The organism is Citrobacter sp. ANG330 (assembly GCF_047467925.1).
GTDB lineage: Bacteria > Pseudomonadota > Gammaproteobacteria > Enterobacterales > Enterobacteriaceae > Citrobacter_A > Citrobacter_A amalonaticus_G.
Genome location: NZ_JASJUI010000008.1, coordinates 199,885 through 213,148 on the forward strand (window position 1 = coordinate 199,885; position 13,264 = coordinate 213,148).

A 13,264-nucleotide genomic window follows, 5' to 3' on the forward strand; every position below is an offset into this window, starting at 1 on the left:
CCTTACGCGCTCAGCAGCTGCTTCATGTCTTCTTCAACGGTGGTCACGGAACGCAGACCAAATTTCTCGTTGAGTACCGCCAGCAGATCCGGTGTGAAGAAGCCTGGTGCCGTCGGGCCCGTGACGATGTTTTTCACGCCCAGCGAGAGCAGGGTCAGCAGAATGACAATCGCTTTCTGTTCGAACCATGAGAGCACCAGCGACAGCGGCAGGTCATTCACGACACAGCCCAGTTTTTCGGCGAGCGTTACGGCCAGAATGATAGCGGAGTAAGCATCGTTACACTGACCGGCATCGACCAGACGCGGCAGGCCTTCGATATCGCCGAATTCCAGCTTGTTGAAACGGTATTTACCGCAGGCCAGGGTCAGAATCAGGCAGTCATCCGGTACGCTGGTAGCGAAATCGGTGAAGTAGTTACGTTCTCCACGCGCGCCGTCGCAGCCGCCGACCAGGAAGATGTGACGCAGTTTTTCACGGCTCACCAGATCGATCAGGGTGTCCGCCGCGCCCAGCAGAGTCTGACGACCGAAACCGACGGTGATCAGATGTGGGATTTCACTGTACGGGAAGCCCGCCATTTGCTGTGCCTGCGCAATAACCGGACCGAAGTCGTCGCCTTCCAGGTGGCTCACGCCTGGCCAACCGACGATGCTGCGGGTCCAGATGCGGTCGTCGTAGCTGCCAACGGTCGGGTCAATGATGCAGTTGGAGGTCATCACGATAGGGCCTGGGAAACGGGCGAATTCAACCTGCTGGTTCTGCCAGCCGCTACCGTAGTTACCAATCAGATGCTTGAATTTACGCAGTTCCGGATAACCGTGCGCTGGCAGCATTTCACCGTGGGTGTAGACGTTAACGCCTGTGCCTTCGGTCTGCTCCAGCAGGTTATACAGATCTTTCAGGTCATGACCTGAAATCAAAATGCACTTGCCTTCAGTTGCTTTGACGTTGACCTGAGTGGGCGTTGGATGGCCATATTTTGTGGTTTCACCGGCATCCAGAATGCTCATCACTTTGAAGTTCATCTGGCCGATTTCCATTGAGCACTCCAGCAGAGCGTTCATATCGGATGGCCAGGTGCCCAGCCACGCCATAATTTTATGGTACTGCGCGTAGATATCGTTGTCGTACTGGCCAAGAACGTGGGCGTGTTCCATGTAGGCCGCCGCCCCTTTCAGACCGTACAGGCACAGCAGGCGCAGGCCGAGAATATTCTCGCCAATTACGGCTTTATCTTTGTTCGGGGTAAATTCGGCTGCCTGTTTTTGCAGGTCGCCCAGATCGTCGCTGACCAGTTGCAGTTCAGCCATTGGATTGTCGCAGTGCGCGTTTGCGTCAACGCTCAGGCACTGGGCTTTTAGCGCTTCACGCATCGCGATAGCGTCGCGAGCATAGCCGACGATGCGTGGAGAGTCGAAGTTAACGTTGGTCAGGGTGGAGAAGAACGCGCGCGGCGCAAAGTTATCCACGTCGTGATTAATGATGCCATATTCACGCGCTTTAGCCGCCCATGCGGACAGACCTTGTAGGGAGGCGATCAGCAGATCCTGCAGATCGGAGGTTTCAGCCGTTTTACCGCACATACCCTGCGCGTATGAGCAGCCGTTTCCTGCCGGAGTACGGATGGTTTGTTCACATTGCACACAAAACATGGTCACACCTTTTAAAGTTATATTTAATATACATGTTTAAGATTAAGCCTGTGCGTTAGGGGAGAAAAGGTATTTCTTCTACAACTTAAAGGGAGATTGATTTAGCGCAATTTTGGCGGTAGATGTCTACCGCCAAAGAGGGGTTAAGCGGAGAAAAAGGCCATTAAAATCGGCACCAGCAAACTGAGGACAAAGCCGTGAACAATCGCTGCCGGAACCATCTCCAGACCGCCCGTCCGCTGTAACACCGGCAGGGTGAAGTCCATCGATGTGGCGCCACACAACCCCAGCGCGGTAGAGCGACTACGGCGCACCAGGCCCGGAATCAGCATAATCGCGATCAATTCGCGCGCAAGATCGTTAAAGAAGGCGGCGCTGCCAATCACCGGACCGTAGGATTCGGTCAGTAAAATACCAGAAAGAGAATACCAGCCAAAACCCGAGGCCATCGCCAGCGCGGTTTTCATTGGCAGGTCAAGAATAAAGGCATTAATCAGACCGCCAATCATGGAACTGGCGACCACCACGACTGCGACAATCATGCCACGGCGGTTCAGAACGATCTGCTTTAACGTCATTCCGCTATTACGTAACTGGATTCCGACCAACAGCAAGAGCAGAATCAACGTATATTCGCTCGCTTGCGTGGCGTGCTGCAAAATGGGTAAGCCGCTCAACCCCAGCAGAAAACCGACCACTACCACACCGCAAAGCTTCAGTGACTCAAGCGCCATGGCGATACGAGAGGGTAATTTCTCCTGCTGGTGATTATGGCGCCAGGGTAACGATCGTTCCAGCCACAGTAATGCGACAATATTGCACAGTAAAATAACGGTAATACTGACGGCAGAATAGTGAAATATCGCCAGCAGATTGCTCGCCAGATTATCTAAAAAGGCCAGGCTTATCCCCATAAAAAAGAGAATCAGATATACCATCCAGCTCAATAGTTGATTGATGAGTTTTAATGCCGCGGAGTGCCGAAGCGGAATGAGATAACCTGCGATCAGCGGGAGCAGAATGATGAGAAGTCCTGAAAACATGAACAGCCGGGTCCTTTGAATGAGCGAGACAGCGCCATGACACTACCCAATAACGCGGGTTCAGTAAAGATGCAAAATAAAAGCCGGATAAGAACGATGTCTTATCCGGCTCAAGCGCGGAGGGCCCTGCGGCCATCTGCCGTCGGGTCGCTCTGTGATTAATCGCGTTTTTCGAGCAGCGTACGGTAAATAAGACCGCCGAGAATACCGCCAATAATGGGCATCACCCAGAACAGCCACAGTTGTTCTAACGCCCAGCCGCCCTGGAAAATGGCGACTGCGGTGCTACGTGCCGGGTTTACAGAGGTATTGGTGACCGGAATGCTGATCAAGTGAATCAGGGTTAATGCCAGACCGATAGCGATCGGCGCAAAGCCTGCCGGTGCGTGTTTGTCCGTTGCACCGTGGATAACCAGCAAGAAACCCGCCGTCAGTACGATTTCAATAACAATAGCGGACAACATGGAGTAACCGCCCGGAGAATGCTCGCCGTAACCGTTGGAGGCAAAACCGCTGGCGGTTGCATCAAAGCCGGCTTTACCGCTGGCAATCAAATACAGGACGGCCGCTGCAATAATACCGCCTACTACCTGAGCAATGATGTAGCCAATCACCTCTTTTGCCGGAAAACGACCACCGGCCCATAGGCCTAATGTCACCGCCGGGTTAAAATGCCCGCCGGAAATATGACCGACAGCAAAGGCCATGGTTAATACGGTCAGGCCGAAGGCGAGCGCGACACCCGCAAAACCAATACCCAGTTCCGGAAACGCTGCTGCCAGTACGGCGCTGCCGCAGCCGCCAAAAACAAGCCAGAATGTACCAAAACATTCGGCTGCTAATTTTCTGAACATATCCACCTCAATGTAAAAAATAACCACAACAGTTTTGCGGTAATTGATATTTACTGTCTGCCGGAATGACGACAAATAAATAGCTCGCTATTTTAAAAACGATCGTCATCCGTTCTCTAGTCAAATAAAGCCCGTTAGTTTGATTTAGGGCAATGCGGCGTCATTCCTTCCAGAGATTTTCTCTTAAAGGAAGTGTAGTGCATCGTCATATAAAAGAGGATTGACCATTACGGATTTATTTTTACCTTGTAACAGATACCTTTTCTCTATTACGAACGAAAGAGAACAGAATAAATCGTTCACCCTTCACACAATCAGCCAGTGTAATAATATCCCTGTCACGTCCTGTGCCAGGTTTTGCGGTTATACTGCGAGGAGCTTAAAGGGACAGGAAAGATTTTCTGGAGGAAACATGATTCTCGAACGCGTTGAGATAGTAGGATTTCGCGGTATCAATCGACTGTCGTTGATGCTTGAGCAGAATAATGTCCTGATTGGTGAGAACGCCTGGGGTAAATCAAGTTTACTGGATGCGCTCACGCTGCTGTTGTCACCCGAATCAGAGCTGTATCATTTTGACCGTGATGATTTCTGGTTTCCTCCTGGCGATATAAAAGGCCGTGAACATCATCTGCATATTGTGCTGACCTTTCGTGAATCACAGCCGGGTCGCCACCGGGTTCGCCGCTACCGGCCGCTGGAGGCGTGCTGGGCACCGTGCGCTGACGGCTATCAACGCATTTTTTACCGGCTTGAGGGGGAATCGGCTGAAGATGGCAGCGTCATGACGCTGCGCAGCTTTCTCGACGGTGACGGGCATCCGCTGGACGTTGACGATATCAACGAGCAGGCGCGGCATCTGGTGCGCCTGATGCCGGTACTGCGTTTGCGTGATGCGCGGTTTATGCGCCGCATTCGTAACGGTACGGTGCCGGAGGTTGACGATGTCGAAGTCACTGCCCGACAGCTGGATTTTCTCGCCCGCGAACTGGCGACACGCCCACAAAATCTTACCGACGGGCAGATTCGGCAGGGGCTTTCGGCGATGGTGCAACTGCTTGAGCACTATTTTACCGAGCAGGGGACTTCGCAGTCCCGCCACCGCTTAATGCGCCGACGCTCCACCAACGAACAGCGAAGCTGGCGCTATCTCGACATTATCAACCGGATGATCGACAAACCGGGAGGACGTACTCACCGGGTGATTCTGTTGGGGCTGTTCTCCACGCTGTTGCAGGCGAAGGGCACGGTCAGGCTGCATAAAGATGCCAGGCCGCTGCTGTTGGTGGAAGACCCGGAAACGCGTCTGCATCCCATCATGCTGTCTGTGGCATGGCAGTTATTGAATCTGCTGCCGCTTCAGCGCATCACTACCACTAACTCGGGCGAGTTGCTTTCGCTGACCCCTGTGGAGCATGTTTGTCGCCTGGTGCGCGAATCCTCGCGAGTGGCGGCCTGGCGTCTGGGGCCGGGCGGACTGAGCGCAGAGGATGGCCGACGTATTGCGTTTCACATTCGTTTTAATCGTGCCTCCTCGTTGTTTGCCCGCTGCTGGCTTCTGGTGGAAGGGGAAACCGAAACCTGGGTGATCAACGAACTGGCCCGTCAGTGTGGGCATCACTTTGACGCCGAAGGGATTAAAGTGATCGAATTTGCGCAGTCGGGTCTTAAACCGCTGGTGAAATTCGCCCGGCGGATGGGCATTGAGTGGCACGTGCTGGTGGATGGCGATGAAGCCGGGAAAAAATATGCTGCTACGGTGCGAAGCCTGCTGAATGACGATCGGGAAGAGGAGCGTGAGCACCTGACCACGCTGCCCGCGCTGGACATGGAACATTTTATGTACCGGCAGGGCTTTTCCGATGTTTTTCACCGGGTGGCGCAAATCCCGGAAAATGTGCCGATGAATATGCGCAAAATCATTTCGAAGGCGATCCATCGCTCATCGAAGCCCGATTTAGCCATCGAAGTGGCAATGGAAGCGGGGCGGCGGGGTGTGGAGGCGGTGCCGACACTGCTGAGAAAAATGTTCTCCCGGGTGCTGTGGCTGGCCCGCGGCAGAGCGGATTAATCCTGTAAGCGCTGCGGAACCTGCATAACAACGCTGTCGAGCAGCGCATAGCGGCGGCGGTATTCCGCCCGTTTTTTGCTGGCGATATCCGCCTCGCTTTTGCGTGCAATGGTCAGTGGCAGAGAAAAGTAGCCCTCCTGCGTTTTTTCACCGCCCAGGGACGCCCAAAAAGCGTCGTAGTCGGCATGCATTTGCGTTTTTTTATCCATATAGCGCCAACTGCGATAAACGTGCGTCGCGTTGCTGACCGCCAGAATCTGTTCCGCCCTGGCAATCTGTGCGACCTGGCACAGCGCTTCCATCACCACTCTTTTGGGGAACAGGCCGTAACAGGCTTTAGTGGCCTGCTGAATGACCTCATGTGGAACATCGTTGGCTGCGCCCTGCAAGCCCCCGATAAACAGGGTGCGTTTTCCGTTTAACGTGCAGAATGTGAAGGTGATTTCTGCCAGAATACGCATCTGCTCGTCGCGGATCACGACGGTACTTTCACCTTCTTTATCCAGTGAGACCAGGCTGACTAAATCAAGCTGGAATGACGCACCGTCTTTGGCCTCAAATTTTGCCAGGTTGAGGCCGAAATGACTTAAATAACGAGCCAGCTGTTCGCGGCTGAGCAGGTGGCGCAGCAGATCATAATGCGTACAGAGGGCGGTCAACGCGGTATCGCGCTTAATATTCACCGCCATATACGGGCGGTGCAGACGGATGGGCAAACGGGGCTGTCGTGTCAGCAGCGTATTCAGCTCAGGCCACTGGGTCAGGTTTTCCAGCAACTGACGGGTGGCCCTCGGCATCAGCAGCGAGCGGATTAAAAACTTACGGCGAAAGCTGGCCTTTCGCCAGAATTTACCCGGCAGTAATTGACCTCGCGTCAGGCGCATAAATAATTGTAAAGGGGACGCAACGTCTGACGGGTAATAGGTATTATCAGTAATCTGTGACATGATCATAATCCGCAATGCAATGATTGCGAAAATTGAAACACGCTGAATCTTAACCAATCGTCAATGCCCTGAGCGTAGTCCTTTTCGCTTGCGGTTTGTTTAGATACTGTTGAATTTCAGCGAAAAACTTACCATCAGGATCGCTATGGGTATTAAGGGAAATAAAATTAAAAAGCGCTATCTGTTGCTTATATTCATTCTCATCCTGGGGGCAATTGCCCTGTGGCGGACGCTTAATGCGCCAGCGCCAAATTATCAGACGCTGATTGTGCGTCAGGGAGATTTGCAGCAAAGCGTGCTGGCAACCGGCAAACTCGATGCCTTGCGTAAAGTTGACGTGGGCGCACAGGTGAGCGGTCAGCTCAAAACGCTGTCGGTGGCGATTGGCGATAAGGTGAAAAAAGACCAGTTGCTGGGCGTTATCGACCCCGAACAGGCTGAAAACCAGATCAAAGAGGTGGAAGCGACGCTGATGGAGCTGCGCGCTCAACGCCAGCAGGCTGAAGCCGAGTGGAAACTGGCGCGGGTCACGCTCTCGCGTCAACAGCAACTGGCGAAAACCCAGGCGGTTTCACAGCAGGATCTGGATACCGCCGCGACGGAAATGGCGGTAAAGCAGGCTCAAATCGGCACTATCGATGCGCAGATCAAGCGCAATCAGGCGTCTTTGGATACCGCGAAAACCAATCTCGACTACACCCGCATTGTCGCGCCGATGGCCGGTGAAGTGACACAAATTACCACCCTACAGGGACAGACGGTAATTGCCGCGCAGCAGGCGCCGAACATCCTCACGCTGGCGGACATGAGTACGATGCTGGTGAAAGCACAGGTCTCTGAAGCCGATGTTATTCACCTTAAACCAGGGCAGAAGGCCTGGTTTACCGTACTGGGCGATCCACAGACACGTTACGAAGGGACGCTGAAAGATGTGCTGCCGACGCCGGAAAAGGTTAATGATGCCATTTTCTATTACGCCCGTTTTGAAGTGCCCAATCCAAAAGGGATTCTGCGGCTGGAGATGACCGCGCAGGTTCATATTCAACTGACGGATGTGAAAAATGTTCTGACGATCCCGCTTTCTGCGCTGGGCGAACCGGTCGGAGACAATCGCTACAAAGTAACTTTACTGCGTAACGGCGAAACCCGTGAGCGTGAAGTGTCTATTGGCGCGCGCAATGACACCGATGTGGAGATTGTGAAAGGGCTGGATGCGGGTGACGAAGTGGTAACCGGTGAGGGTAAACCGGGAGCCGCGCAATGACGGCATTGCTTGATCTGAGCAATATTCGCCGCAGTTATCCTTCCGGCGAAGAACAGGTGGAGGTGCTCAAAGGCATCACGCTACAGATCCATGCCGGTGAGATGGTGGCGATCGTCGGGGCGTCTGGCTCCGGCAAATCCACGCTGATGAATATTCTGGGATGCCTCGATAAACCCACCAGCGGCACTTACCGGGTCGCGGGACGCGATGTCTCAACGCTGGACCGCGATGCGCTGGCGCAACTGCGTCGGGAGCATTTCGGTTTTATTTTCCAGCGCTACCATTTGTTGTCACATCTGACGGCAGCGCAAAACGTTGAAGTCCCCGCCGTTTACGCCGGTACGGAACGCAAACAGCGTCTGGCGCGCGCGCAGGAGCTGCTCCAGCGGCTTGGCCTTGGGGATCGTGTCGATTATCAACCTTCGCAGCTTTCTGGTGGTCAGCAGCAACGCGTCAGTATTGCCCGCGCGCTGATGAACGGCGGACAGGTGATCCTCGCCGACGAACCCACTGGTGCGCTCGACAGCCGTTCTGGTGAAGAGGTGATGGCAATTCTGCACCAATTGCGCGACCGCGGGCATACGGTGATTATCGTCACCCACGATCCGCAGGTCGCTGCCCAGGCAGAGCGGGTGATTGAGATCCATGACGGCGAAATTGTACGTAATCCGGCCGCAAAGCATGCCGTGCAGGGACAGGGCATTCAGGAACCGACGGTGAAAACGGCATCCGGCTGGAGTCAGTTTGTCAGCGGCTTTCGTGAAGCACTGACAATGGCATGGCTGGCGATGGCGGCCAACAAAATGCGCACGCTGCTGACGATGCTCGGGATCATCATCGGTATCGCGTCGGTAGTGTCGATTGTGGTGGTTGGTGACGCGGCCAAACAGCTGGTGCTGGCGGACATCCGCGCCATCGGCACCAACACCATTGATATTTACCCCGGTAAAGATTTTGGCGATGACGACCCGCAGTATCAGCAGGCGCTGAAATACGACGATCTGGCGGCGATCCAGAAACAACCCTGGGTCACTTCCGCTACGCCCGCCGTGTCGCAAAACCTGCGCTTACGCTATGGCAACACCGATGTGGCGGCCAGCGCGAACGGGGTAAGCGGCGACTATTTTAACGTTTATGGCATGACTTTCAGCGAAGGGACAACCTTTAACCGCGAGCAGCTTAATGGCCGTGCACAGGTGGTGGTGCTCGACAGCAACACCCGACGTCAGCTATTCCCGCATAAGGCGAACGTGGTGGGTGAGGTGATCCTCGTGGGCAACATGCCAGCGACGGTCATTGGCGTGGCGGAAGAGAAACAGTCGATGTTTGGCAGCAGCAAAATCCTGCGCGTCTGGTTGCCTTACAGCACGATGTCCGGGCGCATTATGGGGCAGTCGTGGCTGAACTCGATCACCGTACGGGTGAAGGAAGGCTTCGACAGCGCACAGGCCGAACAGCAACTCACCCGACTGCTGACGTTGCGTCATGGCAAAAAGGATTTCTTCACCTGGAATATGGACGGTGTCTTGAAAACCGCCGAAAAGACCACACGTACTCTTCAACTGTTCCTGACGCTGGTGGCGGTGATTTCGCTGGTAGTTGGCGGGATCGGTGTGATGAACATTATGCTGGTGTCGGTCACAGAGCGTACGCGGGAGATCGGGATCCGGATGGCGGTTGGCGCACGCGCCAGTGATGTGCTGCAACAGTTTCTGATTGAAGCAGTGCTGGTTTGTCTGGTGGGCGGCGCGCTGGGTATCAGTCTGTCGATGCTGATCGCCTTCACGTTGCAACTGTTCCTGCCCGGTTGGGAGATTGGTTTCTCGCCGGTCGCGCTGCTGACAGCATTTTTATGCTCTACCTTTACCGGTGTCCTGTTCGGCTGGCTACCGGCGCGCAACGCGGCGCGGCTGGATCCGGTCGATGCGTTAGCGCGAGAGTAACGTCCCGGGAAATAAAAATGCCAGCCGATCGGGCTGGCATTTTACCTGCGGGATGTACACAATGAGACAGAAGAGCTATGCAACAGCTTCTGCTTCGATAGGCACGATGACACTGGCGTGATTGCCTTTTGGCCCCTGGTGTACATCAAACTGGACAGACTGTCCGGCTTTTAGCGTTCTGTAACCATCCATCTGAATGGTGGAATAGTGAGCGAAAATATCTTCGCCGCCGCCTTCAGGGCAGATGAACCCAAACCCTTTGGCATTGTTGAACCACTTAACAGTACCCGTTTCCATGCTTCGACATCCTTCGTAAATCTTATATAAGTAAGATGGAATGAACCGGTGGTGGAGTGGGGGTTGTTCAAAACCTCGCCAACTCTCGAAATTACAATTTAGAGAAATCAGGCGGGGCGTCAAGCGTCAGACGGGGGGCAGTGGGTAAAAATGAATCAAAAATTTGAAGCAGTTAACGCTATTGGCGGGAATGTGACAGATGTCGCGGATGCCAGTGATAGATGATAGTTATCTATTAATTGAGGTAGATTGATTGTGCACATCCGCTCTTGTCAGCGGCAGACTGTTCTGCCGGTAACCGTAACTGAAGATGACGACTGACAATGGGTAAGACGAACGACTGGCTGGATTTCGACCAGCTGGCGGCTGATAAAGTGCGTGACGCGCTAAAACCGCCATCTATGTATAAAGTGATATTAGTCAATGATGATTACACTCCGATGGAGTTTGTTATTGACGTGTTACAAAAATTCTTTTCTTATGATGTAGAACGTGCAACGCAACTGATGCTTGCGGTTCACTATCACGGTAAAGCCATCTGCGGCGTTTTCACCGCAGAGGTCGCGGAGACCAAAGTGGCAATGGTGAACACGTATGCGAGGGAGAACGAGCATCCGTTGCTGTGTACGCTGGAAAAAGCCTGAATGCAGGCATAAAAATTGGGGGAGGTGCCTATGCTCAATCAAGAACTGGAACTCAGTTTAAATATGGCTTTCGCCAGAGCGCGCGAGCACCGTCATGAGTTTATGACCGTCGAGCACTTGTTACTGGCGCTGCTCAGTAACCCATCGGCCCGCGAAGCGCTGGAAGCGTGTTCCGTGGATCTCGTGGCGCTCCGTCAGGAACTCGAAGCCTTCATTGAACAAACCACACCCGTACTGCCTGCCAGCGAAGAAGAACGCGATACGCAGCCGACGCTGAGTTTTCAGCGCGTTCTGCAACGTGCAGTCTTCCACGTTCAGTCCTCCGGGCGCAGTGAAGTGACTGGCGCGAATGTGCTGGTCGCCATCTTTAGCGAACAGGAATCTCAGGCCGCTTACCTGCTGCGTAAGCATGAGGTCAGCCGTCTTGATGTGGTCAACTTTATTTCTCACGGTACGCGCAAAGATGAGCCGAGTCAGTCGTCTGATCCTGGCAGTCAGCCCAATACCGACGAGCAAGCTGGCGGGGAGGAACGTATGGAGAACTTCACGACTAACCTTAACCAGCTTGCCCGGGTTGGCGGTATTGACCCGCTGATAGGTCGTGACAAAGAGCTGGAGCGCGCCATTCAGGTGCTGTGCCGTCGGCGTAAAAATAACCCACTGCTGGTGGGGGAATCTGGCGTCGGGAAGACGGCGATAGCCGAAGGGCTGGCCTGGCGTATCGTGCAGGGTGACGTGCCGGAAGTGATGGCCGATTGCACTATCTACTCGCTGGATATCGGTTCGCTGCTGGCGGGCACCAAATACCGTGGTGACTTTGAAAAACGCTTTAAAGCGCTGCTGAAACAGCTGGAGCAGGATACTAACAGCATTCTGTTTATCGACGAGATCCACACCATCATCGGTGCCGGTGCGGCGTCGGGTGGACAGGTGGATGCGGCAAACCTGATTAAGCCGCTGCTTTCCGGCGGTAAGATCCGCGTGATCGGCTCCACGACCTATCAGGAGTTCAGTAATATTTTCGAAAAAGACCGTGCGTTAGCGCGCCGCTTCCAGAAAATTGATATTACTGAACCGTCGGTCGAAGAGACCGTACAGATTATCAACGGCCTGAAACCGAAGTATGAAGCGCACCATGACGTCCGTTACACTGCGAAAGCGGTGCGTGCGGCGGTTGAACTGGCGGTGAAATACATCAACGATCGTCATCTGCCGGATAAAGCGATTGACGTAATTGATGAAGCTGGGGCGCGTGCTCGCCTGATGCCGGTCAGTAAGCGTAAGAAAACCGTCAACGTGGCGGATATCGAGTCCGTCGTGGCGCGTATTGCGCGTATCCCGGAGAAGAGCGTGTCGCAAAGCGATCGTGATACGCTGAAAAACCTTGGCGACCGTCTGAAAATGCTGGTCTTTGGGCAGGATAAAGCCATTGAGGCGCTGACTGAAGCCATCAAGATGAGCCGTGCGGGTCTGGGACACGAGCATAAGCCCGTCGGTTCCTTCCTGTTTGCTGGTCCGACCGGGGTCGGGAAAACCGAGGTGACGGTACAGCTTTCTAAAGCGCTGGGAATTGAACTGCTGCGTTTTGACATGTCCGAGTATATGGAACGTCATACCGTCAGCCGCCTGATTGGCGCGCCTCCGGGATACGTTGGTTTCGATCAGGGCGGTCTGCTGACGGATGCGGTCATCAAACATCCCCATGCGGTACTGCTGCTTGATGAAATCGAAAAAGCGCACCCGGATGTCTTTAACCTGCTGCTGCAGGTGATGGACAACGGCACGCTGACGGATAACAACGGGCGTAAAGCCGATTTCCGCAACGTGGTGCTGGTGATGACGACCAACGCCGGTGTCCGTGAAACGGAGCGTAAATCGATTGGCCTGATTCATCAGGACAACAGCACTGACGCGATGAGCGAAATCAAGAAAGTGTTCACGCCGGAGTTCCGTAACCGTCTCGACAATATTATCTGGTTCGAACACCTGTCTACTGAGGTGATCCATCAGGTTGTCGATAAGTTCATCGTCGAGCTGCAGGTTCAACTGGATCAGAAAGGTGTCTCCCTGGAAGTGAGCCAGGAAGCGCGTAACTGGCTGGCAGAGAAAGGCTACGACCGGGCAATGGGCGCACGTCCTATGGCGCGTGTGATTCAGGATAACCTGAAAAAACCATTGGCGAACGAGCTGTTGTTTGGTTCTCTGGTGGATGGCGGGCAGGTGACCGTGGCGCTGGATAAAGAGAAAAATGAGCTGACCTATGGCTTCCAGAGTGCACAGAAGCACAAGCCGGAAGCCGCGCATTAATCTCACTTCTCGATAGCTGATTGATAAACCGGGCCGCGTGCCCGGTTTTTTTCTTTGCGAAAAGAGCTCGTACGCAAGTATGGGCTCGTTCTCAAATAGGGCGGTGAGGGGGGGATTGACTCGCTTCGCTCGCCCTTCGGGCGTCATGGCCTGCGGCCATTCCGTCCAACGGGCTGCGCCCGTTGTCGAACCCCGGTCGGGGGTTCTCATCCCCCCCTAATGGGAAATATAAAAGAAAG

Annotated in this window: 11 protein-coding genes and 1 other RNA gene; 6 read left to right on the forward strand and 6 right to left on the reverse strand. The window is 54.1% G+C overall.

Features of this window, described 5'->3' with window-relative positions:
- Window positions 1-2: 2 nt before the first annotated feature.
- The 3 genes from hcp to aqpZ all read right to left on the reverse strand — a co-directional run bounded on the left by hcp (window position 3) and on the right by aqpZ (window position 3,552).
- Entirely contained in the window at window positions 3-1,655 is a 1,653-nt protein-coding gene (gene hcp / locus QNN88_RS17740; RefSeq protein WP_414241376.1) for a hydroxylamine reductase, read from the reverse strand.
- A gap of 143 nt (window positions 1,656-1,798) precedes the next feature.
- Window positions 1,799-2,698, reverse strand: a complete 900-nt coding sequence (locus tag QNN88_RS17745; protein ID WP_414241377.1) for a lysine exporter LysO family protein — start codon at window positions 2,696-2,698, stop codon at window positions 1,799-1,801.
- Between the two features lie 158 nt (window positions 2,699-2,856).
- A complete protein-coding gene (gene aqpZ / locus QNN88_RS17750) occupies window positions 2,857-3,552 on the reverse strand; it encodes an aquaporin Z (RefSeq protein WP_125367793.1) in 696 nt (231 codons plus the stop codon).
- A gap of 412 nt (window positions 3,553-3,964) precedes the next feature.
- Here aqpZ and QNN88_RS17755 point away from each other — a divergent pair, with 412 nt between their 5' ends.
- A complete protein-coding gene (locus QNN88_RS17755) occupies window positions 3,965-5,623 on the forward strand; it encodes an ATP-dependent endonuclease (RefSeq protein WP_414241378.1) in 1,659 nt (552 codons plus the stop codon).
- Here the strand turns inward: QNN88_RS17755 and QNN88_RS17760 are convergent.
- Window positions 5,620-6,570, reverse strand: a complete 951-nt coding sequence (locus tag QNN88_RS17760; RefSeq protein ID WP_414241379.1) for a VirK/YbjX family protein — start codon at window positions 6,568-6,570, stop codon at window positions 5,620-5,622. The genes QNN88_RS17755 and QNN88_RS17760 overlap by 4 nt on opposite strands.
- Before the next feature lie 145 nt (window positions 6,571-6,715).
- On the opposite strand from QNN88_RS17760, the gene macA reads away from it, so the two are divergent.
- Both macA and macB read left to right on the forward strand, forming a co-directional pair.
- The gene (gene macA, locus QNN88_RS17765) at window positions 6,716-7,834 is read left to right on the forward strand and encodes a macrolide transporter subunit MacA (RefSeq protein ID WP_414241380.1); all 1,119 of its coding nucleotides are present in this window, start codon (window positions 6,716-6,718) and stop codon (window positions 7,832-7,834) included.
- Window positions 7,831-9,777 (forward strand): macrolide ABC transporter ATP-binding protein/permease MacB, encoded by a 1,947-nt coding sequence (gene macB / locus QNN88_RS17770; RefSeq protein WP_414241381.1) that lies wholly within the window; start codon window positions 7,831-7,833, stop codon window positions 9,775-9,777. Before macA ends, macB begins: the two co-directional genes overlap by 4 nt.
- Before the next feature lie 75 nt (window positions 9,778-9,852).
- On the opposite strand, the gene cspD is transcribed toward macB, so the two are convergent.
- Window positions 9,853-10,074, reverse strand: a complete 222-nt coding sequence (cspD, locus tag QNN88_RS17775) for a cold shock-like protein CspD (RefSeq protein WP_042284847.1) — start codon at window positions 10,072-10,074, stop codon at window positions 9,853-9,855.
- 150 nt (window positions 10,075-10,224) lie between these two features.
- Here cspD and QNN88_RS17780 point away from each other — a divergent pair, with 150 nt between their 5' ends.
- From QNN88_RS17780 to clpA, 3 genes are all read left to right on the forward strand, one after another.
- Complete coding sequence (locus QNN88_RS17780) at window positions 10,225-10,299, forward strand: hypothetical protein (RefSeq protein WP_212807582.1); 75 nt, start codon at window positions 10,225-10,227, stop codon at window positions 10,297-10,299.
- Window positions 10,300-10,397: 98 nt separating this feature from the next.
- A complete protein-coding gene (gene clpS, locus QNN88_RS17785) occupies window positions 10,398-10,718 on the forward strand; it encodes an ATP-dependent Clp protease adapter ClpS (protein ID WP_042320277.1) in 321 nt (106 codons plus the stop codon).
- Between the two features lie 30 nt (window positions 10,719-10,748).
- Complete coding sequence (gene clpA / locus QNN88_RS17790; RefSeq protein WP_061077003.1) at window positions 10,749-13,025, forward strand: ATP-dependent Clp protease ATP-binding subunit ClpA; 2,277 nt, start codon at window positions 10,749-10,751, stop codon at window positions 13,023-13,025.
- Between the two features lie 98 nt (window positions 13,026-13,123).
- Here the strand turns inward: clpA and QNN88_RS17795 are convergent.
- Window positions 13,124-13,256: non-coding RNA, RtT sRNA (locus tag QNN88_RS17795), on the reverse strand.
- Between the last annotated feature and the right edge of the window lie 8 nt (window positions 13,257-13,264).